This window comes from Paenibacillus sp. FSL H7-0716 (genome assembly GCF_038002705.1).
GTDB lineage: Bacteria > Bacillota > Bacilli > Paenibacillales > Paenibacillaceae > Paenibacillus_AQ > Paenibacillus_AQ odorifer.
The window spans coordinates 40,123-63,027 of the sequence record NZ_JBBODA010000033.1; the positions used below are offsets into that span (position 1 = coordinate 40,123).

16 protein-coding genes, 1 pseudogene and 1 riboswitch are annotated in these 22,905 nt (G+C 44.6%); of the genes and pseudogenes, 12 read left to right on the top strand and 5 right to left on the bottom strand.

The window, feature by feature from the left end; genetic code table 11:
* Positions 1 to 76: 76 nt before the first annotated feature.
* The 3 genes from MHH60_RS27390 to MHH60_RS27400 all read left to right on the top strand — a co-directional run bounded on the left by MHH60_RS27390 (position 77) and on the right by MHH60_RS27400 (position 3,208).
* Positions 77 to 2,131, top strand: a complete 2,055-nt coding sequence (locus tag MHH60_RS27390; protein ID WP_076134141.1) for an alpha-glucuronidase family glycosyl hydrolase — start codon at positions 77 to 79, stop codon at positions 2,129 to 2,131.
* Positions 2,132 to 2,155: 24 nt separating this feature from the next.
* Positions 2,156 to 2,950, top strand: coding sequence for a Nif3-like dinuclear metal center hexameric protein (locus tag MHH60_RS27395; protein WP_370511477.1), 795 nt, complete (start codon positions 2,156 to 2,158; stop codon positions 2,948 to 2,950).
* Positions 2,951 to 3,034: 84 nt separating this feature from the next.
* Entirely contained in the window at positions 3,035 to 3,208 is a 174-nt protein-coding gene (locus MHH60_RS27400; protein WP_169744809.1) for a hypothetical protein, read from the top strand.
* Between the two features lie 76 nt (positions 3,209 to 3,284).
* Here the strand turns inward: MHH60_RS27400 and MHH60_RS27405 are convergent.
* Positions 3,285 to 3,380, bottom strand: a pseudogene (locus MHH60_RS27405) (glyoxalase); the annotation flags it as partial.
* A gap of 323 nt (positions 3,381 to 3,703) precedes the next feature.
* Positions 3,704 to 3,890, top strand: a riboswitch (cyclic di-AMP (ydaO/yuaA leader).
* Between the two features lie 87 nt (positions 3,891 to 3,977).
* Between MHH60_RS27405 and MHH60_RS27410 the strand changes: the two are divergent.
* The 4 genes from MHH60_RS27410 (at position 3,978) to MHH60_RS27425 (ending at position 8,753) form a co-directional block, all read left to right on the top strand.
* Positions 3,978 to 4,805, top strand: a complete 828-nt coding sequence (locus MHH60_RS27410; protein ID WP_080742622.1) for an alpha/beta fold hydrolase — start codon at positions 3,978 to 3,980, stop codon at positions 4,803 to 4,805.
* A gap of 639 nt (positions 4,806 to 5,444) precedes the next feature.
* Entirely contained in the window at positions 5,445 to 6,506 is a 1,062-nt protein-coding gene (gene selD, locus MHH60_RS27415; protein ID WP_076134143.1) for a selenide, water dikinase SelD, read from the top strand.
* 58 nt (positions 6,507 to 6,564) lie between these two features.
* Entirely contained in the window at positions 6,565 to 7,605 is a 1,041-nt protein-coding gene (gene mnmH / locus MHH60_RS27420; protein WP_076134144.1) for a tRNA 2-selenouridine(34) synthase MnmH, read from the top strand.
* A gap of 35 nt (positions 7,606 to 7,640) precedes the next feature.
* Positions 7,641 to 8,753, top strand: coding sequence for a cysteine desulfurase family protein (locus MHH60_RS27425; protein ID WP_076134145.1), 1,113 nt, complete (start codon positions 7,641 to 7,643; stop codon positions 8,751 to 8,753).
* Positions 8,754 to 9,185: 432 nt separating this feature from the next.
* On the opposite strand, the gene MHH60_RS27430 is transcribed toward MHH60_RS27425, so the two are convergent.
* Together MHH60_RS27430 and MHH60_RS27435 are read right to left on the bottom strand one after the other, a co-directional pair.
* Positions 9,186 to 11,018 (bottom strand): exosporium glycoprotein BclB-related protein, encoded by a 1,833-nt coding sequence (locus MHH60_RS27430; protein ID WP_081388906.1) that lies wholly within the window; start codon positions 11,016 to 11,018, stop codon positions 9,186 to 9,188.
* Positions 11,019 to 11,218: 200 nt separating this feature from the next.
* Complete coding sequence (locus MHH60_RS27435; RefSeq protein WP_036685385.1) at positions 11,219 to 12,211, bottom strand: LacI family DNA-binding transcriptional regulator; 993 nt, start codon at positions 12,209 to 12,211, stop codon at positions 11,219 to 11,221.
* Between the two features lie 292 nt (positions 12,212 to 12,503).
* On the opposite strand from MHH60_RS27435, the gene gtfA reads away from it, so the two are divergent.
* Entirely contained in the window at positions 12,504 to 13,946 is a 1,443-nt protein-coding gene (gene gtfA / locus MHH60_RS27440; RefSeq protein WP_076134146.1) for a sucrose phosphorylase, read from the top strand.
* A gap of 86 nt (positions 13,947 to 14,032) precedes the next feature.
* On the opposite strand, the gene MHH60_RS27445 is transcribed toward gtfA, so the two are convergent.
* A complete protein-coding gene (locus MHH60_RS27445; protein WP_076134147.1) occupies positions 14,033 to 16,267 on the bottom strand; it encodes an AraC family transcriptional regulator in 2,235 nt (744 codons plus the stop codon).
* Between the two features lie 503 nt (positions 16,268 to 16,770).
* Between MHH60_RS27445 and MHH60_RS27450 the strand changes: the two genes are divergently transcribed.
* The 3 genes from MHH60_RS27450 to MHH60_RS27460 all read left to right on the top strand — a co-directional run bounded on the left by MHH60_RS27450 (position 16,771) and on the right by MHH60_RS27460 (position 20,230).
* Positions 16,771 to 17,646, top strand: a complete 876-nt coding sequence (locus MHH60_RS27450) for an ABC transporter permease (RefSeq protein ID WP_094903677.1) — start codon at positions 16,771 to 16,773, stop codon at positions 17,644 to 17,646.
* An 11-nt stretch (positions 17,647 to 17,657) separates the two neighbouring features.
* Positions 17,658 to 18,551: a carbohydrate ABC transporter permease gene (locus MHH60_RS27455; RefSeq protein ID WP_036685379.1), complete on the top strand. Its 894-nt coding sequence runs from the start codon at positions 17,658 to 17,660 to the stop codon at positions 18,549 to 18,551.
* Between the two features lie 68 nt (positions 18,552 to 18,619).
* The gene (locus MHH60_RS27460) at positions 18,620 to 20,230 is read left to right on the top strand and encodes an extracellular solute-binding protein (protein WP_143766650.1); all 1,611 of its coding nucleotides are present in this window, start codon (positions 18,620 to 18,622) and stop codon (positions 20,228 to 20,230) included.
* Between the two features lie 73 nt (positions 20,231 to 20,303).
* On the opposite strand, the gene MHH60_RS27465 is transcribed toward MHH60_RS27460, so the two are convergent.
* Positions 20,304 to 21,185: an AraC family transcriptional regulator gene (locus MHH60_RS27465; RefSeq protein WP_076134149.1), complete on the bottom strand. Its 882-nt coding sequence runs from the start codon at positions 21,183 to 21,185 to the stop codon at positions 20,304 to 20,306.
* A 159-nt stretch (positions 21,186 to 21,344) separates the two neighbouring features.
* On the opposite strand from MHH60_RS27465, the gene MHH60_RS27470 reads away from it, so the two are divergent.
* The gene (locus MHH60_RS27470) at positions 21,345 to 22,745 is read left to right on the top strand and encodes an MATE family efflux transporter (protein ID WP_076134150.1); all 1,401 of its coding nucleotides are present in this window, start codon (positions 21,345 to 21,347) and stop codon (positions 22,743 to 22,745) included.
* The last annotated feature ends 160 nt before the right edge of the window (positions 22,746 to 22,905 follow it).

A 22,905-nucleotide genomic window follows, 5' to 3' on the forward strand; every position in this document is an offset into this window, starting at 1 on the left:
TAACCTGCTCAAGCTTGCGAATTATGAACCCGTCCTTTTCAATCCAGGGCGGGTTATTTATACGGGAGGAATAAACATGACCAATACCGCTTATGAGGCTTGGCTCAACTATGGCCAGCTGAAATCTGGATCTCTATACAATCAATATATAAATTGGTGTGGTGAGCTGGTTGTAACGGAGGACAATGAGACGATTCAGGCCGCAGCCGCGGAATTCATACAGGGGATGACCTCTATGCTGGGCAAGGCACCACTGCTCACAGCGCAACCAGAAGGACCGTGTATCGTTATAGGAACCTTCCAAGGGGGGAATCCGTTAATTGGTAGAGTATTCGGAGGAGAGCGAACCGATTCACTGGGTGCTGAAGGTTTCCTTATACGTACAAACGCTACTGAGCAATGTGTCGCTATCGGTGCTTCAACGCCTGTTGGAATATTGTATGGCGTATTCCATCTGTTACGGCTGATAGGAACAGAAAGCGAGATAGACGCTCTGAATTTGTCTATGAGTCCTGTGAACGGCCTGCGAATGATTAATCACTGGGATAATTTTGATGGCAGTATTGAACGTGGCTATGCTGGACGGTCCTTTTTTTACGAGTCCAATCAATTTCTTAACGATACAAAGCGGCTGCGTGATTATGCCAGATTGATGTCCTCTGTGGGAATCAACGCGATTTCGATTAACAATGTGAATGTTCATGAGCTTGAATCTCTATTTATAACGGAGCAATATTTGCCTGATATCGCGTTAATTGCAGGTATATTCCGCGTATACGGAATTAAGCTATTCCTCAGTGCTAACTTCGCCAGCCCGATACAGATCGGAGCATTGGAGACAGCTGATCCACTGGACCCAGCGGTGCGGCAATGGTGGAAAGATAAGGCTGGTGAGGTTTATCGAGCGATACCTGATTTTGGCGGGTTTGTAGTCAAAGCGGATTCAGAAAATCGACCAGGGCCATTCACTTACGGGCGTGACCATGCCGATGGCGCTAATATGCTGGGAGAAGCACTGGAGCCGTTTGGCGGAATCGTGATTTGGCGTTGTTTCGTATATAACTGCAAGCAGGATTGGCGTGACCGTAAGACAGATCGGGCCAGAGCAGCGTATGATCATTTCAAACCATTGGATGGCCGGTTTAATGATAATGTAGTGCTGCAAATCAAGAATGGACCGATGGATTTTCAAGTTAGAGAACCGGTATCTCCGCTGTTTGGCGCACTGGAACATACCAATCATCTGATGGAGTTTCAGATTGCTCAAGAATATACGGGGCAGCAGCGGCATCTCTGTTATCTGGTTCCACAGTGGAAAGAAGTCCTTGATTTCAATACTTATGCCAAAGGGCAAACTACGCTTGTGAAACATATTGTGGACGGATCGGTGTGGGGAAATAAGTATAATGGTGTGGCTGCTGTAACTAATGTCGGGGATGACATGAACTGGACGGGGCACGGGTTAGCTCAAGCTAATCTGTATGGATATGGGAGATTAATTTGGAATCCGGAGCTGACGGCAAAAGAAATAGCTGAGGAATGGATTCGCCTTACCTTTGGCACTGATAAAGGTCTGGTGGCTGCTATTCGCGGGATGTTAATGGACTCATGGAGGATTTACGAATCTTACACAGCTCCATTAGGTGTGGGCTGGATGGTTAATCCGGATCATCATTATGGACCAAATGTGGATGGATATGAATACGCCAAGTGGGGAACGTACCATTATGCGGATCATAAGGGCATTGGTGTAGATCGTTCGGTCAAATCGGGAACGGGTTATAGCGGACAGTATATGGGTCTTAATGCATCAAATTATGAGAATCTAGCGTCTTGTCCAGAAGAGCTGTTGCTGTTCTTTCATCATGTTCCATACACGCATGTTCTGCAATCGGGTCAAACTATTATTCAGCATATCTACGATACTCATTTCGAGGGGGCTGAGCAGGCTGCACAGCTTCTAGCGACATGGGAATCACTTGAAGGCAGCATGGATAGTGGATTGTATATACAAGTGAAGCACCGTCTTGAAGAGCAAGCAGAGCATGCGCAGGAATGGAGAGATCGGATCAATACGTATTTTTACCGCAAGAGCGGAATTGAGGATTTTAAAGGCAGAAAGATTTATTAGATTTCGATTCGAGGGATGATGATAGTGAACCTCACGATTAGAGCGATTTTGGAAGATTTAATGGGAACTGTGGAGCAGGTAGAAGGCACTGTGGATATTCTGAACCCAGGGGAACCGGAAACTGAAGTCACAGGGATTATTACGGCCTTTTCTGCCACGCAAAATATTGTGGAGCAAGCAATAGCGTTAGGAGCCAATTTGCTGATCACGCATGAAGGTGTATTTTATAGCCATCATGCGGCGAGCGAGTGGTTGGAAGGTGATCCGGTTTATCATGCGAAAAAAAGTCTGATCGGACATTCCCCAATAGCTATTTTTCGTTATCATGATTATTGGCATCGGCAAGAGCCGGATGGGATTATGATTGGTTTGCTGCGAGAGCTGGATTGGTCAGACTATGTGGAAGAGCAGCAAGCGGCTGCTACGATTCTCACTATTCCTGCTATGACTGTAATGGAAGCTGCTCAGTATATTAAAAGTAAGCTAGGCATCTCTTATGTACGCGCTGCTGGTGACCTGTCTCTGTCCTGCAAACGCGTAGGGATATTAGTAGGTTACAGAGGAGGCGGGACGATGGCTATTCCGCTTTTTAATGATCACAATCTTGATTTAATTATCGCTGGAGAAGGACCAGAGTGGGAGACTCCGGAATATGTGCGGGATGCAGGGCACCAAGGCAGATCTAAAGCACTCATCATGTTAGGTCATGCGGAGAGTGAAGCGCCGGGAATGAAATATTTAGCTGAAATCTTAGCAGACAAATATCCCATGCTTCCTACCCGGTTCATTGCTGAACAACCCATCTATCAGATGGTTTAATCTGGGGAAATTAAGAGTACGGAATAAATAAACATATTATGGAGAAAATGAAGGGAAACAGGTCACTGAGAAAGGAGTGTTTCAATGGAAATTCCTTTGGAGGCTGATGAAGTATTAAGTCGGATCAAAAAGCTGCAAAGCGACGGAAGCTCGATCAGTAAAAAACAAGTAAAGCAAAGCGACCCAGAGCTTATGAGAAGTGCGCTGTTCTTTTTTCCAAGCTGGGAGCATGCATTGAAAAACGCCGATCTTTTGTAGCCATAGTATTGTAAAAGGGAGCTAAGTGGACAGGGAATATCTCTGATTCTGCTTAGCTTTTTTCTTTTTTATGAAATCATTCGTGCTGTTCATGTGAAATAATATTAACAAGCTTGCCAAACGGATCGCGGACATAGAAACGACGAACACCCCAAGGTTTAGAAACTGGCCCAATATTGGTGATGATTCGTTTGACCCTCCTTTCATGCCTCCATTGAAAGGACGATTTTAGTATTCATTTTTATTGGAGATTGTCGTTTCTTATTAAATAGGAAAGTACTGGTGAATTACTCCTATTTTCGCTTGCTTCAGAGCTGTTTTTCTAAAGAAAACGAGTAAACAAGAGCAAAAGAAAGAGAAAATGAAGAGTATGCTTAATATGAAATGAAAAGCATTGCTTTCAACATTATTTTGACCAGAGCCCTCCTTTACAAGCAAACCTTACAAGAGTATGATTCATCTCAGAACTGACAATTATCTTAAATTTACAATTACATAAGCAATCCGCTTAATTTCCGTTTCTGGAAAGCGGGGGAACCAACAACTGGCAGCCGATGTGAGAGTCGGCACTGGTTATGGGGTGAATCCTGTTCCGGGTGCATAATATGCATCCCTACAGGTAGGGCAACTCTCACTGCCCGAATCCGACAGCTAACCTCGTAAGCGTATGGAGAGAGGATGAATGGCGTGTTTAGTGATGAATAGCCACAGAGAATCCCTCTGTGGTTTTTTGCTGCGTTTTTAAGCAGATATAGTCGTAGAATTTATTATGAAAGAGGTGTTACCTTTGCCTATCGCTAAACTGAACGGAACTTCGCTCTATTATGAAATCAATGGAACTGGCACTCCGGTTGTGTTTATCCATGGACATGGATTAACACACAGTATGTTCAAACCACAGCTGGAGTATTTTTCCGATAAATATAAAGTGATTTTGTGCGATTTACGGGGGAATGGCAAGTCTGGTAAACTGCTGGAGGCCCCACATGAGATTATTGAGACGCAATGTCTGGATCTGATTATGCTGTTGAATGACCTAGGTATCCGTGAAGCAGTTTTTGTAGGAATCGCTTATGGTGGCTTAGTCGTTCAGCATATTGCCAAACAATATCCTGAGCGTGTAAAAGCCATTGTGGTCGCGGATAGCTTTTGTAGGACTCACGGATCAACAATAGTAGGGAAAATACAAACTATGGCAGCATATTGCAGTTTACTAATGTATTATCTCCCAAGCGAGCTGGTGTTGCCTTCGATTCGGATGATGTACCGAGAGCGCTGGAGTCTGGCCTACAATGAGATTAGAAGAGGGCTGCTGGACAAACGTCCCCGGGAGCTATACCGGCAAAGGCTGGCCACGAGCCATGTTGATTACACCAGGTGTTTAAAGGCTTTTAAACGTCCCGCTTTATGTATTGTAGGGGACTTTAATGAATTTGGAGTGAATTGTATGAAGGAAATGGTGTCTCAGCTGCCACATGCGCAGTTGGCGATTATTCCGAACGCATTAGATCCAAGTAATCTGTGCCAGCCGGAGCAATTCAATGCGATTCTTCAGCGTTTCTTGGAGAAGCAGCAGGGCAGTCAGCAGATTAGTTGATCCCTTTACAAGCGAAGCGTTTAAGTGAGAAAATAGGCGTCCCATAGCCAGGAGATGAGCTGGCTGTGGGACGTCCTTCTGGGAAGAACTTTAGGGAAATCCTCCCTAAAATGATCGACAGCATGGCTCCTAGAACGTAGATTAGGGAAATCCTCCCTAAAATGAAGGAGATTATGGCTCCTAGAACGTGAATTAGGGAAAACTTCCCTAATAATAGGATGCTTTTAGCCATAAATGGGTATTTGCATGAATTTTTAGGGAGAAATTCCCTAAAAACCTCATTTTAAAGCGATTATCGATGAATATTAGGGAGGATTTCCCTAATATAATGGATATCTAACTAAAGGCTGGCTCATCAGTAGTGAAATCTACGAATGAGCCAGCCTTTAGTATTTTACCAACCGGTGGATGTTGAACATTTACAAGCATATTGTAGCTAGAACGCCACTTAATGTACCTACCCTACCACAGCACCAAATATAGCTCACCCGACGTGGGAAGAACAGTAGACCCTAAGTAGTGAAGGTAAGTGTATAGAGAGAGGTGTAATAAGCAACGCATCTGCTACTCTTGCATTTTGTGCAATGCGATCTACTCGTGTAAGATTAAGATAATTCATACCAAAGGAGCTGAGTCATGATGTCTCAAGCTGAAACCATAAAACTGACTTCATTATCTTCAAAAGGGGGCTGCGGCTGCAAAATCGGTCCCGCCGATCTCATGCAGGTTATTCGTAGTCTGCCACCAACTGTTCCTAACCCGGATCTACTTGTAGGTCTTGATACTAGTGATGATGCAGGGGTGTATCGTTTAAGTGATGAATTAGCGTTAGTGCAAACTGTTGATTTTTTCACGCCGATCGTGGATGATCCCTATTCATTTGGTCAAATTGCAGCAGCCAATGCATTAAGTGATATTTATGCGATGGGTGGAAAGCCGCTTACGGTGCTTAATATTGTGGCTTTTCCTATTTCTGTTTTAGATAAAAGCGTTCTTGGTGATATTTTGCGCGGCGCGGCGGATAAAGTACAGGAAGCAGGAGCTACTCTTGTGGGCGGACATTCCATCGACGATAAAGAGCCCAAATTCGGATTGGCCGTTACGGGCCTTGTGCATCCTGACAAAGTAAGAACGAATGCGGGCGCCAAGGTGGGAGACAAGCTGATTTTAACGAAGCCTATCGGAGTGGGGATCTTAACAACTTCCATTAAAAAGGATCAGCTATCTCCTGAAGAAACCACACGCCTCACGACAGTAATGTCTACTTTGAATAAAAAAGCGGCTGAAATCATGGAGCCTTATGATGTACATGCTTGTACAGATGTTACCGGATTTGGGCTACTGGGACATGCCTCGGAAATGGCAAAAGGAAGTAACCGCGGACTGATTATTCGTCAAGGCGATGTACCGATGCTGCCAAGAGTAAGAGAGCTTGCGGAGCAGGGATTTGTTCCAGGAGGCACTAAGAATAACTTTGCCCATTTGGAAGGCAGTATTCTTTATCCGGAAGAGATGGACCAACTAAGCCGCTATATTCTATGTGACGCTGTGACTTCTGGCGGATTGCTGATCTCTGTGACCCCTGAACAAAGCGAAGATTTGCTAAAAACGTTAGTAGATGCAGGGGTAGAAGCGGCATTGATCGGAGAGGTAACAGAAGAGCATCCGGGTCAGATTACGGTTATAGCTGCTGCGAAATAATCATTGTATACCGGCTTAGAGCAAATTATGAAGGTTAGCCACCAGAGGAGAGAGCATATTGTTTCAGGACATTACACTGGAAGAACTTAGAGTGTTAAAAAACAAGAAGCAGATCACCATTATTGATGTTAGATCTCCTTCTGAATATAAAGATGCAACGCTGCCGGATAGTTTGAATATTCCCTTTTTTGATGATCAGGAACGGGCTGAAGTAGGGACGTTGTATAAACAGACAAGTGTGCAGGCCGCGAAAGAACGCGGTTTGGAGATTGCTGCGGCAAAACTTCCTTATTTTGTAAAAGAATTTGCCGCGATTCAAGGAGACAAAGCTGTATTCTGCTGGAGGGGAGGTATGCGCAGCCGTACAACTGCGACCGTACTCTCTTTAATGGATATTCATGCTTACCGGCTGATAGGCGGCTATAAGGCTTATCGTAAATGGGTGCTCGACGAATTGGAGTCCTATGAATTCAAGGCGAAGTCTTATGTGATACACGGAAATACGGGTACAGGCAAAACCAACCTGCTACACCGCCTGAAAGTGCATGGCTACCCCGTACTGGATTTGGAAGGGATGGCAGGTCATCGTGGTTCTATTTTTGGTGAGATCGGCCTTCGTGCAAACAATCAAAAAACGTTCGATAGTCTTCTTTTGGAGGAGTTAATTAAGATCGGGGATTCTCCTTATGTACTATTTGAAGCGGAGAGCAAAAAGATTGGTAAGATAGTGATGCCCCCGTTTATGACCGAGCAAAAAGAGATCGGAACACAGATCTGGATTGAGATGCCTTTGCAAGCCAGAGTGCAGCAAATCCTTGAGGATTACCGGCCAGAAGAGTACAAGGAGCAGTGTATTTCTGCATTTCGGAGTATCAAATCCCGAATTCATATCCCTGTTGCAGCAGAAATCGAACGATGCTTGCAGGCGGATTTGTTCGGTGAAGCTGTGGCGCTGCTGTTAGAGTATTACTACGATCCTAGATACGATTATACGTCTACTCAGTATGAAGGCATTGAGAGAGTTACTTTTAAAGTGAATAATCTGGATGAAGCTGAGACAGCTGTGCGTTCTTTTTTAAAACATCAGGATGAGGTATAGGCTTCACGTTATGGTTAAAGGGGGGCTTTACTAATATGATCTATTTAGATTACAACGCTACAACACCAGTAGATAAGGAAGTAGCAGAGGTTATGATCCCTTATCTTTACGGTCATTTTGGGAATCCCTCAAGCAGTCATTCTTTGGGGCGTGAAGCTAAACTCGGAATAGAGCAGGCAAGAATACAGGTGGCTGATTTCCTGAATTGTGCGCCGGGTGAGGTGTTTTTTACCAGTGGGGGCAGTGAGTCTAATAATACTGTCATTAAAGGAGTAGCCCAAACGTATCGCCATAAAGGTAATCACATTATCCTGTCTGCTATTGAGCATCCAGCGGTAATTAAACCCTGCCAGTATCTGGAGCAGATGGGCTACAACCTGACTTATGTACCTGTTGACTCGTATGGATTGGTGCAGGTTGACGATGTGAAAAAGCAGCTCACGGACCAAACCATTCTGGTCTCCATCATGCACTCTAATAACGAAACGGGTACGATCCAGCCGATCAAGGAAATAGCTGAGGTCTGCCACGAACGGGGCATTCTTATGCATACAGATGCTTCACAATCTGCGGGAAAAGTAGATCTCGATATAGCGGATTTAGGAGTGGATTTTCTAACGCTTGCAGGCCATAAATTATATGCGCCCAAAGGTATTGGAGCACTGTACATTCGGGACGGCATTCACATTGAGCCTTTGATACTTGGTGCGGGCCATGAACAAGGGCGAAGAGCGGGGACAGAAAATACACCCTACATTATTGGCTTAGGAAAAGCCTGCGAGCTTGCTGCTGAATCTGATTCTAGAGAAAGAGTTAAACAAGTTACGGATTATTTTTATGGAAGACTGCAGGAGTCTTTTGGCGAAAAAATTCATTTGAATGGTCATAAACACAAGCGCTTGCCTAACACCCTTAACGTTAGTTTTCTTGGAGCAGTGGGTCATGAGATTATTGCTTCGTTAGAAGATGTAGCAGCTTCTACTGGCTCGGCGTGCCATTCCGGTGAAACGTTGATTTCGCCTGTTCTAAAGGCTATGCATGTATCGGAGAATATTGGACGGGGAGCGGTTCGTTTTAGTGTGGGACGATATACGACTATAGCGGAAATCGATGAGGTCATCGATAAGTTGAAGGTGTATTTGTTGTGAGGTTCGTTTTTGCAAACAGTGACAAAGTGTGAATCCTAGTGAACGGATTATGACTCCCAGTGAACGAGCTATGGTTCCCAGTGAACGGAATATGAATCTGAGTAAACGGAGTACGAATCTCAGTAAACGGAGTGCGAATCCCAGTGAACGGAGTAGCTATCGGACACAGGCGCTCTTATCTGCAGCATTTTCCTCTTTTTAAGTTGCTATAGGACCCCATAGGCGTTATTGGTATAAAATAGACGGAAATGAGCACCATTCTTGCCCAATAGCGCCTCTCAGGTCCGATATTCTCTCTAAACAGTGATAAATTAACGAATAGCGGCATTTGAGTCCGAAGGATCAAGAAGTTGAACCCGCATATTACTAAAAAAGCATCTGTCACTCCTTCAAAAGGAATCGCAGATGCTTTTTTAATATTTGGTTTAGTGATTATACAATCGTAAAGCCAGCACTTGCATAACCAGTGACTGTATTTACAAGGGTGAGGCCTGTAGCAGTGGCTGAAAATACCATAAGCAAACGTGTCTGTGGCGTTACAGCAAAATTGATACCATTCGTAATTCCGCTGACAAAAGTTCCTAAATTGATAGTACCGGTGATAGGCGGAAGTGGGACGGTTGCGCCTGGAATAGGAGTAAATGTGTTATTTGGTGTGGCAGATTGGTACAATTGCGCTGTTACATTTATCGTAGTACCAAGCAGCGATAAAGCTATGGTATTACTGAAGTAAGCGGCAATGGAAGTTATTACTCCTGCTCGAGGAGTTGAGAATGCAAAATTGATAAGTGGTCCAAGGAGAGTACCTGTCAAATCAATATTACCGCCAACAAGCGAAATGCCTGTAGCTGAACTTCCGAAGCCTACAAGGCTTGTTGTTCCAACCAAACCACCTAAAACCGTGGTCATAATAATAGGTCCTCCGGATGCCAGTGGAATAATTGCACCGTTACCGGTTGCACCAGTGACTCCGGTAATGCCAGTAGCTCCGATCGCGCCCGGATCACCCGTGGCACCCGTTACACCGGTAGCTCCGGCAACGCCGACCGCGCCCGGATCACCGGTCGCTCCAGTCGCCCCCGTAGTACCCGTAGCTCCGGCAACGCCGACCGCGCCTGGATCACCCGTGGCACCCGTAGCTCCGGCAACGCCGACCGCGCCCGGGTCCCCAGTCGCGCCCGTTGCACCAGCAGGGCCCGCCAAGCCGGCAGCCCCCGTCGAGCCAGTCGCTCCAGTTGCTCCTACACCTGGACCCGCTGGTCCTTGCGCACCTGTTGGCCCTTGAATCCCTTGCGGACCCTGTGGTCCTTGAGGTCCCATCGCACCACCAGCGATTAACAAGTAATCTGGTGAACTTCCAGGTATTCCAGTAGGTCCAGAAACGGTAGCTATATAGGTGCTGCCATTAAAGGTTACTACTTGACCTGCTGGATAAGTAGGACTTTGTGCAGGATTAAAGATTACAATCCCCTGCAGCCCTACCCCTTGCGGCCCCTGAGGTCCTTGAAGTCCCGGTGTTCCTTGAGGTCCTTGAGGTCCTTGGGGGCCTGTGGAGCCCCCAGCAATTAATAAATAATCTGGTGAACTTCCAGGTGTTCCCGTTGGTCCCGCAACAGTAGCTATATAGGTACTGCCATTGAAGGTTACTACTTGACCGGCAGGATAAGTAGGGCTTAATGCAGGATTAAAAGCAACAATTCCTTGCAGCCCTGCCCCTGTAGTTCCCGTTGCTCCCGGAACCCCCTGAGATCCTTGCGGCCCCTGAGGTCCCTGAGGTCCCTGTGGTCCCTGTGGCCCTTGAGGTCCAGTCACACCTTTAATAGGCAATCCAATGGCTTGTGTAATAGAAGCTTGAATATGTCTGATCTGAATAATCAACTGATCTTTACAGTTAGAGTCAATCTTCGTGGCGAGAATAAAAGATAATAACTCAGCTAACAGCAGTTGAAGATTGGTGCCGACGCTAACGACTGAAAAGGGATTAACTTCGGTCGATACAATGGTTATCTCTACTACAGAAAGTAGCTCAGTTCTAAAAGGGCTGCATAATTTAGAGGTATGCAAGAATTCCAATAGTTCTCTTAATACTCTTTGGAGATTGGCAATATGAAGTGTTGTGGGAGTCGTAAGTACGGGGGGTACCACTGCAGAGAGATCAGTGACTATTTTTAATAGTGCGTTACACTCCCTCTTTCTAATAGGACTGCTAATCCTTCCATGCTTGTTTAGGATAGCATCGCCTTTAAATGGTCTGTAATCAGGCATATTTCTATATCTCCTCCTTGAACTTCTCCTGTTCATTCCTTTAAAAAATGGGAACCTGCCCAATTAGCATATTCTGAGAAGTGGAAGTTGTTACAATAATTGCCCAAAAAGCCGTTATTCCTGAAAGTCTTTATTAATGAAGCAATACAAAAAAGGCAGGCCACCGCTGATTACGGTAGTCTACCTTTTTAATAGATACGTTAAGTAGTCTCTCCTTTAATGAGAGTTACGTCTACAGTAGTGTTGTTGATTAGCTCTCCGTCAGCACTTTCGATCATTTGCAGGAGAGTATTGGTCAGCATGACCCCGATCCGATCACTAGGTTGCATAATGGTAGTCAATTTAGGGCTCTGAAGCATGCGGGTAAAGCTGTGGTAATCATAACCGATGATTTTCAGTTGCTCAGGCACTCGAATGCCTTGCTGTTCAGCATAAATGTATAAAGCATAAGCCACAATATCATTACTGCAAAATACTCCATCATATTCTCGAAGTTGGGCCGGAGAGATATTTTCGGTGACAAAGGACCAAAAATAATCAAAGGTAAGCTTGTTGTGCGCGCCTTCGATAATATCGTAAGTTACACCATGTTTCATACTTGTGATGACAAAAGCATCCCGACGACGATTCGCTAGAATATCCAGATCTAGCGGGCCGGAGATATGTAGCAACCGTTTACAGCCCAGCTGTATCAAATGTTCGGTAGCTAGCTCACCACCGCGGTAATTATCCGATCCCACACAAGGGATATTGGAGGAAATAAAACGGTCAAAAGAGACAATAGGGAAAGGGACCTTTTTATAGCTTTCAATATTCATGGTATGGCTGCACATGATAATGCCATCTACTTGATTCTGGCGGAGCATGCTAATATAGTTGGCTTCTTTCTCAGGATCGTCAAGAGAATTGCATATTAGCAATTTATAGTTTTTTTCATTAGCACTCATTTCAACATACTTGATGAGATCGGAAAAGAAAGGGTGATTTGAATCTGGAACAATAATCCCAATAAAAAAGGATTGATTCTTCTGTAAGGCTCTGGCGATTTGATTAGGATGATAATCTAAGGCGTCCATCGCTTGTTCAACTTTTTTACGCGTCTCTTTGCTGATATATCCCCGGTTGTTCATTACTCTGGACACGGTAGCTACAGCAACGCCCGCTTCCTTGGCAACATCTTTTATACTTGCCATACCCTTCATCCCCGTTTCATAAAATGCTCTAATCTATATTCTACAACTTTCTTGGATTGTTGACACTAATCGGGACTAACAATTGTAAAAGCATAGATTGTTTTTGATAGTTATAATAGGTATGTTATACGTTACCACAAAATATTTAGGTATAATATTAAATATCAATAATTTTGTCTATATTATATGAATATAATTATATGAAAACGTTTGACATATTATTTGCGCATCTATAAAATTGGTTTTAAATAAATGTTCTAGAGAAGAACAATTTTGTTAGGAGAACGCCAATATGCAGATTAAAAATGAAGCTATGCTTATCACTTACGCAGATAGCATGGGAAACAATTTAAAAGAACTAAACGAAGTACTGGATACACACTTGCAAGGAGTCGTGGGTGGGGTTCATTTATTGCCGTTTTACCCCTCTTCGGGCGACCGGGGATTTGCCCCGATGGATTACACCAAGGTTGACTCAGCTTTTGGCGACTGGGCGGAAATCGAACAGATGAGCGAGAAATTCTACATGATGTATGATTTCATGATCAATCACGTTTCACAGCAGTCTCCATACTTTCAAGATTTCCTTGAGAAGAAGGATGCATCACAATACAAGGATTTATTTATTCGTTACAAGGATTTCTGGCCTAACGGTGAACCAACGGAGGTTGATGTAGATTTAATTTATAAACGTAAACCGCGGGCGCCATACGTAGAGGTTACTTTTAAAGATGGGACGAAGGAAAAGGTTTGGTGTACGTTTGATGAGCAGCAGATCGATCTGGACGTGACTACGGAAACTACGAAGAAATTCGTAAAAGACAATCTGACCTTTCTTGCTGATAAAGGAGCATCGATTATCCGGCTGGACGCTTTTGCCTATGCCAACAAAAGGATGGGTACCAACTGCTTTTTCGTAGAACCGGATATTTGGGAAATGTTGAATTTGTCTAAAGAAGTAGTGGAGCCTTATGGCGTAACTGTTCTTCCGGAAATCCATGAGCATTACAGCATTCAATTGAAGATTGCAGACAAGGATTATTATGTCTATGATTTCGCCCTGCCAATGTTGGTATTACATGCTCTATATAGTGGAAAAGTAAATCGGCTTGCGCATTGGCTGGAAATCTGTCCGAGAAAACAATTCACTACCCTGGATACGCATGACGGCATTGGCGTGGTGGATGTTAAGGATCTGATGACCGACGAAGAGGCTGAAATGACCAGAGAAAGCCTATACAGCCAAGGAGCAAATGTTAAGAAAAAATACAGCTCCGCCGCTTATAATAATCTGGATATTTATCAAATTAACTGCACTTATTATTCTGCACTTGGCAATGATGATCAGGCGTATCTTTTGGCCAGAGCTATTCAGTGCTTCGCCCCTGGTATTCCACAGATTTATTATGTAGGTCTATTCGCTGGCGAGAATGATATTGAGCTGCTCGAAAGCACAAAAGAAGGACGCAATATTAACCGCCATTATTATTCTAAAGATGAAATTGCTGCTGAGGTACAACGTCCTGTTGTTCAAAAGCTGTTCGCATTGTTGAAATTCAGAAATAGCTGTCCAGCTTTTAATGGTGAGATCAAGATTGAACAAGGTAATGAGAATGAGCTGAACATCACTTGGAAAAATGAGAACACTGTGGCGAAGCTTGAAGCTAATCTGTTGACCAAAGAATACACCATTCTTGCAGGTGAGAATGAAGCAAATATTACGAAGGTATTTTAATATTTCATAGGGTATCGAAGGGTGTTCCAAAAGCCAATGTAATGGCTGCTGGAACACCCTTCTTTTTGGGGGATAGGTGATTCATGTTATGAACTGTTTTTGGTCCGTCTGAATTCTATTGGCGTAAGGCTGAAGTTGCGTTTGAACATCCGGTGGAGATAAGAACTGCTGGTGAAGCCAGTTACTTCAGCAATATCCGATACCGACAAATCACTCTCTACAAGCAGGCGGCATACTTCTTTCATCCGTACCTCCATGATGACATCCACAATAGTGGTTAGGGTCTGCTGCTTATAAAGTCTGCTGACATAAATCGGAGACATATTAAGTTCATCGGCAATTTGGTTCAGACTCAAGCAAGGATCCATGTAAGATTGCTGAATGGTTTGGTTGATTTGCCGGATTAGATCGCTTTGCTTGGAGCTGCGCTTATCCGCTTGGAATTCCTGAATATGATCGAAAAGCTGGTAAAAAGCTGCCTCAAATTCTTCTATCGTTTCATAATGTTCAAGCGAAGGCATCACCATTATCCCTTCGGTGGAGGCAGGACTAAGCTTCTTGATGTTATCGACAATTCTCTTAATCGTTAGCGTCACCCTTGAAACAGTAAGTTCCAGCACATGATAGGGATATTGCTCCATTTCACGTACCATTTCGGAGAAGTGACTGCGGGCTTCGTCTGTTCTGCCACTTGTGAGCGCATCGACCAGCTTTTTCTCGCTGTCAGCCGGGTAGGAGTAAAGATTGTTATGAAGCTCGCTAATGCGCTCAGCATTGATCAAGCTGCCATGACCATAAAACAGTCTATGTTTGGAAGCTTCTCTGGCCTGACTGTACAGCCGGTTTAGTACATCTGGATTATCACTGATAGGGCTGTATACTAACGACAGTCCGATTTTTAGATAATCACAGCAGGCCACGCGGATCTGCCTCAGCAGCACTTCAATCAGCTCGGTATCCAGATGCTCAGTGGAGGTCATGCTGCTAAGCAACATGACCACGCTATCGTCATTCATATCTACAGTTTCCACCTGATAAGTCTGTCCACAGATCTCTGAGGCAATATTCATGATGGCAAACTTGTATGGAAGGAGATAAGAACCTCGTTCCTTTCGCAGAGCTTCGTACTCATCAATGCGTAGTAATACTAGCCGGTAGCCCTCGTTTAAATTAAAAGAAATACCCAGCTGTTGAACATCATTTTGCCGGCTGTTATGAGGAGATTTAATGCCAAGCACCAGATTGCGTAATGAATTCTGCCTGATCGTGAACATGCTGTTGCGTTTATCTGCCTCAAGGGTGTTCATTCGGCTTACGATCGAATCAATCGGCAGATAAAGCCGTTTGGACAGTACCCTGGAAATAACAAGACCGAACAATAGGATAATTAGAGAAATCAGAAGTGTAGTATTGCGGATATGATTGGTCTGTTCGGTAATCACCTCATAAGGAGTAATGCGCACATATTGCCAGCCAAGCGAATCGGGCGAAGTATAGGACACCAGTGATTTATTCCCTCTAAAAGGGGCAGTAAAATAGCCGGCAGAACGTGCTTTTACTTGATGCTCGAGCCAACTGTTTTCATCCCCGGAGAGCTTCTCCAGTGTCAGCTTATTCCCCGACAGAAAACGGCCTTGGTCATCCAAAATGTAGGTACTGCCACTACCGGGTGTATTGCCGTTAGCCAGTTCTTTATTGATCCAAGCCGCGGATATGTTAACAATAACTGCAGAGTTAATAGAGCGGTCCCAATTGATCGCATCATAGCAGAGGTAAGTATAGACTGAGATGGTTTTCTTCTCAGGTTCATCTATGGAATAGGTTCGCGGAATCGGCGTAAATGCTTTGTAATCCTGATAATGATTCAGCATCTGAATAATTTCAGTGTCCACCAGTTCGCGGGTGGTGAATACGCCATTCTGGCCCTGTGCTGCCGAAATATAAACCGTGTCATTATTCGGATTATATACATAGATGGATTCAATATAAGGCATGGAATTTAAGTAGTTTCCGAGATCGGACATCGCCGCGGTTACCTCATAAATAGAAGGCTTGTTGTAGAACAACAGATGAGAAATCGTGCTGGTTCGATACAGTTGAAATGAAAGCGTTTGCGCGACTTCAGCCATGTTGACCACTTTTTTGCCAGTCTGGGTCAGGTCCCTTAGATCGGAGCGGAAGGTTTGCGTCTTCTCGACGCCGATGTAGTACGTATAGTAAACAAACGTAGAGATAAGAAGGGTTAACGATATGCACAGGGTTATGGTGGTGAGCAGCTTGCCATACAGTAGTCTTTTTCTCCGTAGATCATTATTCTTCATACCGTCCCCCCTGATCATCATATGACTTACTCGGACAAGACTCTGGATGAATTCATATTATGAAGTTCCTTTATTATAAGTCCCCAAGAGTGAACAGAACAGTGGAGCAACCTTAGAATCCTGCATTTTTCCAATCTGAAGGGAGTGAACAAATTAAATATTCGTGTACAAAACAGTCTTTTCTACAAGGATTATAAGGAGTTAGCGAAGCTTGAGAAGCTCTGTGGGTCTCCGGAGACTTTTACATAAACATCCTGATTGTTCAGTTCCTGTTTCGCCAGTTTGTGCAGTAAGGCTTGTAAGCTTCACTTCTGTGTTCAGAGGAATCCCCCTATAGTGGAATTATGCAGTTTCTATATTAAGGGGAGTGAAAGATCTTGAGCCAAACCTCATCCAAAGGAATTTCAAACGTCGAACTTGGCATCCAGGCTGATGGTAGAGCACGCTTACGAACGACAAGAAAGAAGAAAGGATTGTTGTATGAGCTGGTGCATAATCGGGTAATGTTTCTGATGCTGCTGCCGACCTTGATCTTTTTTCTAGTGAATTCCTATTTTCCAATGGTAGGCATCTATTATGCGTTCACTCAATTCGACTTCAACAGCAGCATGTTCAACTCCAAGTTTGTGGGATTACAGAATTTCGAGTTCCTCTGGAGATCCGGTACGCTGGTAAAGCTCACGATGAACACGATAGGATACAATATTGCTTTTATTGTACTGGGAAATGTGCTGGCAATTGTCTGTGCGATCCTGCTGAGTGAGCTCAATGGCAAATGGTTTAAAAAGATTAGCCAATCGGTAATGTTTCTGCCTTACTTTGTATCCTTTGTAATTCTCAGCGTAATTGTCTATAACTTGTTTAATTATGACAGCGGTTTCTTGAATACAATGCTTACCCAATTTGGCCTTGATCCGGTCGACGTTTACAGTAAACCTTGGGCATGGATCTTTCTGATCATTATCTTTTATCTATGGAAAAATCTTGGCTACAGCATGGTGATTTATCTGGCGGCGATTACGGGGATTAGTGACGAATATTATGAAGCGGCCAAAATTGATGGCGCTAATATTTTCCAGCGGATTTGGTATATAACGGTGCCGATGCTGAAATCAACCTTTGTGGTGCTGCTGCTCTTTGCGCTCGGCAGTATTATGAAGGGCCAGTTCGATCTCTTTTATCAATTAATAGGCAATAACGGGCTGCTCTACAATACGACGGATATCCTTGATACCTATGTATACCGTTCGCTTAAAGTAACCTTTGATGTGGGCATGGCAACGGCTGCCGGGGTTTATCAATCCTTGTTCGGCTTCGTCCTCATTATGACGGTCAACTATATTATCCGCAAAATAAACGATGACTACGCCCTGTTCTAGGAGGATAAGGAATGAAAATTCAAAAGGATAAATATACGCGAATGCTTCATTGGATTGCCTATGTGGTCATTATTGGCCTGTCGATCGCTTGCCTGCTGCCCTTTTTGCTAATTATCTCTGCGTCTTTGACCAGCAATGAGTCCATTATTCGCGATGGCTATCATCTGATACCGGCACAGTTCTCACTGGAGGGCTACAAGACGGTATTCATCTTCCCGGATGAGGTGCTGCGGGCATATGCGGTCACAGTCAGCACAACTGCGATTGGAACGGTAATGGGACTTTTTTTCATGACTATGGCCGGTTATGTACTGGCGCGTAAAGATTTCAAATATCGAAATAGCTTTTCCTTCTATATATACTTTACGACTTTGTTTGGGGGAGGACTTGTCCCGTGGTACATCATGATTACGAAATACCTCGGTCTGCTGGATTCCTATGCGGTACTGGTGCTTCCAGGTCTGATGACGCCATTTTTGATCATTTTAATGAAAAACTTCATCAAATCTGCAGTTCCTGAGGAATTATTCGATTCTGGCAAAATAGACGGGGCTGGTGATTTCCGGATTTACTGGCAGATTGTACTCAAGCTTTCCATGCCGGGCATCGCTACAGTCGGTTTATTTCTGGCTTTGTATTACTGGAATGACTGGTTCACCTCTTCACTGTTCATCAATGATACGCATAAATATCAGCTGCAGTTCTATCTGTACAATGTTATCAATTCAGCACAGTTTATCGCACAGATGGGGGCGGGAACCGGGGTGTCACTGGCCACAGAGGTCCCTGCTGAGTCTACCAAAATGGCGATGGCAATTGTCGTGACGGGACCTATTCTTTTTCTGTACCCGTTCGTTCAGCGTTATTTTGTCAAAGGCTTAACCATCGGCGCTGTAAAAGGTTAGAACCGCAACCTGCCCACTACCGGGTTAAGGTACAGTCGGCTAACATAGAAGCATAGTGAAAAGGGAGGATTCAGATGAATAAACAACGGGGCAAACGCATGTCTATTCTGCTTACGTCAGTATTGGGCTTGACGCTGCTGGCAGGCTGCGGGGGGAATTCTAATTCTGCAAACGGGGACAATGCGGCGGTAAAAGAGAGCAATAGCGGAGGAAACACAGCACAGAGTACGAACGCAGGGACTGAGGAGAAGACCGGACTGGACACTTCCAAAAAGGTCGAGCTGCAATTCTATATGCTAGGCGATGCGCCGAAGGACCTCTCAAGCATTGAAGCAGAAATTAACAAAATGGCCGAAGAGGATCTGAATGCAACCGTTAAATTCAACTATACAACCTGGACAGATTGGGATCAGAAATATAAGCTGCTGCTGTCGTCGGGTCAATCGATCGATCTGATCTTCACTGCGGACTGGACACAATATCAGGCTTATGCGAAAAAGGGAGCTTTTTTGGCTATAGATGATCTGCTGCCAAAAGCTGCCCCAGAGCTCCAGAAATTCGTACCACAGGAAATGTGGGATGCTGTGAAGATTGATGGCAAGATTTACACCGTTCCAGCGACTTATAAGGAGTATGTAACGAACGGCTTCGTATGGCGTGAGGATCTGCGCAAGAAATACAATCTGCCTCAGCCGACAGATCTGGCTAGCTATGAAGCATACATGGAAGGAATCAAGAAAAATGAACCGCAGATGTCGCCTGCTTCTTTTAACAGTGACGTAAGAGGTAACATTCATGATGTATATTCTACACTCACCTCACAGGTCGGCAGTCCGCTGCCTTACGGTATTGGCATTAAGTACGATGATCCTTCAAAAGCTTATCTCTATTGGGGCTCGGAGGAACATAAAGAAGAACTGCTGACGATGAGACGCTGGCAGGAAAACGGATTGATTTCCAAAAACGTCCTGAACTTGAAGGATACCATCCAGGCTCCGATTATCGCGGGTAAGGCAGCAAGTATCTTCGGAGATAATCCGACTCGCTTCAACGATACGTTGATGAAGGTAAAAGCAGCACATCCGGATTGGGATCTAGGTTACTATCCTTATGGCAATACCATTGGTTATGCAACACCAGTTCATCCTATTCATAATGGTTTCGCCATTCCGAAGAGCAGCAAGAACCCTGAACGTGCGCTGGCCTTCTATGAAAAAATGGTCATGGATAAACGTTATAATCAGCTGACGCAATACGGTGTGGAAGGAAAGAACTATAAGATTGATGCGAACGGCTATTATGAACTTATTGGAGATGCTTCAACAAACGGTTTTACACGCGAAGGAATGAATGGCTGGGCATGGCGGAATCCGGAGTTCATGTTGTTTGATAAATCCTATGACGGCGTGAAGGAAATCTTCGCTGAGCTTGACAAAATTCAGAAGCCGGATATTTTCACGGGTTTTGCTGAGGATTATACCTCCTATCAGGCGGAAAAAGCAGCACTAGAGCAGGTGGAAAAGCAATACCTGTATCCATTGCAAGCTGGATTAGTAGAGGATGTTGATGCCGGTTTAGCCACCTTTATGGAAAAGGCTAAGCAAGCTGGCCTTGAAAAAATCCAGACTGAATATATCAAGCAATGGGATGCTTATGTGCAGGAGAAGGGTTTAAAATAAAAAACAGCAAGGGATGTTCCCTAAGCCAAATGGGGGAGCATCCCTTTTTTTGTGTTCTTTAACGTACTCAGATTTACGAGAAACGTTGGCGGAATTCCCGTGGAGTGGTTCCTTCTATTCGAATAAAGCTGGAGCTGAAGTAAGGGGCTTGATTGAAGCCGACTTCCTCGGCTATACGGGCAATCGTGTAGCTGGTCTGCATCAGCAAAAGTTTACTTTGCTGAATCCGATAATGCAGCAGATATTCCATCGGCGCACAGCCATATTCCTTCTTCATGCAACGAGCGATATATACAGGGTGAAAGCTTAGGCTTTCCCCTAGCTGCTGCGCAGTGATGTGCTCACGAAAATGGCTGCGTAAATAGGAGGCCGCTTGCTCTGCACATATTTTGGAGGGCGAGGGGCGCTCATGGCTGAGGGAGGCGGATAACTGCTGAATAACCTCCTGAAACAACAGCTGCTGCTGAAATGGAGTATCGCTTAAATGGGAATTAGGCACAAGCTGATTCAGCTGCGAGAGCAGCTCTTCCATCTTGGACGGCTGCAGCAGAGTTGTATATTGAGGCAAGCGTAAGCTAAATGGCCGGATATCAAATTCGTCAGATTGCAGGGAGTTCTCTATTTTGACGTTGTCTTTCTCAAGCACAGCAGCCGTATCCTCGGTCATATTCCAGTCGCCCACCGTTTGAAAATGCAGCCAATAATAAGAGGTGGATTCCTTGCAGCTGTCCGTACTGAAATGATGGCTGTCTGGACGAAGCAAGAGCGCCTGACCCGCTTTTACTTGAAAAGGGAGACCACCCTCACTCATATATAAACAGCCTTGTTTAACTACAAGCAAATCGAACACCCGGGTATTATGGCGGCTCATATGATAATGGCCGGGGGAGAAAGTATGGAATCCGCTTACAATGTAGTACAGCAACGGAGGAACGGTGAAGTTCAAGATGTTCATGTCAGAAGCTCCTTTAAGTGAGGTTGGAATAATGTAATAATTGGTTTGAAATCTGTACCATCATCCAAAGTATATCATCTATAATTTAGTCTGACCTAATGAATAAAGATGTTATTTTTTAGGCTAAGTCTGTAGGCATGGTTTACGAGGAGGGTTTGTATAGTGAAAAAAGAAAGACAGGGTTTTGGACTCTGGGTATTGGCTTGGCCTATATTTATAGAGGTATTTCTACAGACTCTGCTGGGTACGGTAGATACATTAATGGTCAGCCGTATCTCTGATGATGCAGTCGCCGTAGTCGGCATTTCCAATCAATTGTTCGGTGCATTGACCACACTTTTTACAACATTTGCGGGTGGAGCGGGGATTCTGATTGCACAGAGAATGGGCTCCAAACGTTTTGGTGAAGCGCGCACGATTGCTATTATGGGAGTATCGGTTAGCCTCGTGTTGGGGATTGTCGTGAGTATTGTCTTGTTTTTCTATGCGGGCCCTATTGGTGGGGTTCTAAATATAGCACCTGAGCTATTGTCACTTTCCAATGTGTATATCTCCTACGTCGGAGGCGGACTTTTTATGGTCGGGATGATCGCTTCCCTCGGTACCGCTATCCGGAACACAGGGAATACCAAAGGGCCGATGTACACAGGGATCATCATCAACGTGATTCATATAATTCTGAACTATATTTTTATATTTGGTGTATTCGGTCTGCCACAGCTAGGCCTTGCGGGCATCGCGATCTCCAGTATTGTCAGTAGACTGGTCGGAGTGATTATTCTCTACTCCCTATTCCGGCGTTCTTTCGAGATCAAGGTTAGACTTAGAGATTTCCGCATATTCAATGGCAAGCTGTTCAAGCAAATCCTGAAGATTGCCTGGCCTCTTGGGATCAATTCTTCCTGTTGGGTATTCTCCCAGCTTATTGTATATTCCTTTCTGGCTGCACTTGGAGCCGAAGCGTTAGCAGCACGCACGTATCTTAACACCTTGGAGTCCTTTTGCTTCACGCTTGGTTATGCTTTTGCGCTGGCGGGGCAGATACAGATTGCTCATTTATTCGGAGCAGGCAAACTGAAAGAAGCTTATCGCAGTGCATATCGTACACTCTTCATTGGTTTGAGCATTGTGTCAGCTAACATGATGTTACTATTCCTGTTTGGAAAACAGCTGCTCGGTTATTTCACATCTGATCCGAAGATTATTGCGATCGGGGTTTCTTTGTTAGCTCTAAATCTATTGCTCCAGCCCTCCAAAATGCTGAATATGGCCCTCGGCAACGCGCTGAATGCCATCGGGGATACGCGTTATACGATGTATACTTCTATCGTGTCTATGTCCCTCATTGGTGTGGGCTGCTCCTATTGGTTAGGAATCGGCGTCGGCTGGGGACTCATGGGTATCTATTGTTGTATGATAGCCGATGAATTGGTGAGAGGTTTGCTTGTTTTGGCGCGCTGGAGGGGGCGAAAGGTTCTCCGCCAAGCGGACATCGGCTTGTGTGAAGAGAATGCCTCACTACATGGAGCGGGGAAAAGAAGCGCCTCGCTAACCACATAAGCGGGACTCTATAAGCCTAGCTTGATGGGAAATGGAGTAGTTTTAGAGTAGGACGTTGTTTGCTGAGTAGTGTTTTTGTTGTTGCAGTAGTGCGGAATAGGTGGTAGTAGTGCTGCAGTAGTGTGATAGTAGGGCGGCTGTGGGAGGGCGGTAGTGGGGC

Coding starts and splice junctions, on each gene's coding strand:
- gtfA (WP_076134146.1), top strand. CDS start 12,504: ATGCAGATTAAAAATGAAGCTATGCTTATCACTTACGCAGATAGCATG.
- MHH60_RS27450 (WP_094903677.1), top strand. CDS start 16,771: ATGTTTCTGATGCTGCTGCCGACCTTGATCTTTTTTCTAGTGAATTCC.
- selD (WP_076134143.1), top strand. CDS start 5,445: ATGTCTCAAGCTGAAACCATAAAACTGACTTCATTATCTTCAAAAGGG.
- MHH60_RS27410 (WP_080742622.1), top strand. CDS start 3,978: ATGAAAGAGGTGTTACCTTTGCCTATCGCTAAACTGAACGGAACTTCG.
- MHH60_RS27430 (WP_081388906.1), bottom strand. CDS start 11,018: ATGCCTGATTACAGACCATTTAAAGGCGATGCTATCCTAAACAAGCAT.
- MHH60_RS27455 (WP_036685379.1), top strand. CDS start 17,658: ATGAAAATTCAAAAGGATAAATATACGCGAATGCTTCATTGGATTGCC.
- MHH60_RS27465 (WP_076134149.1), bottom strand. CDS start 21,185: ATGAACATCTTGAACTTCACCGTTCCTCCGTTGCTGTACTACATTGTA.
- MHH60_RS27435 (WP_036685385.1), bottom strand. CDS start 12,211: ATGGCAAGTATAAAAGATGTTGCCAAGGAAGCGGGCGTTGCTGTAGCT.
- MHH60_RS27400 (WP_169744809.1), top strand. CDS start 3,035: ATGGAAATTCCTTTGGAGGCTGATGAAGTATTAAGTCGGATCAAAAAG.
- MHH60_RS27445 (WP_076134147.1), bottom strand. CDS start 16,267: ATGAAGAATAATGATCTACGGAGAAAAAGACTACTGTATGGCAAGCTG.
- MHH60_RS27390 (WP_076134141.1), top strand. CDS start 77: ATGACCAATACCGCTTATGAGGCTTGGCTCAACTATGGCCAGCTGAAA.
- MHH60_RS27425 (WP_076134145.1), top strand. CDS start 7,641: ATGATCTATTTAGATTACAACGCTACAACACCAGTAGATAAGGAAGTA.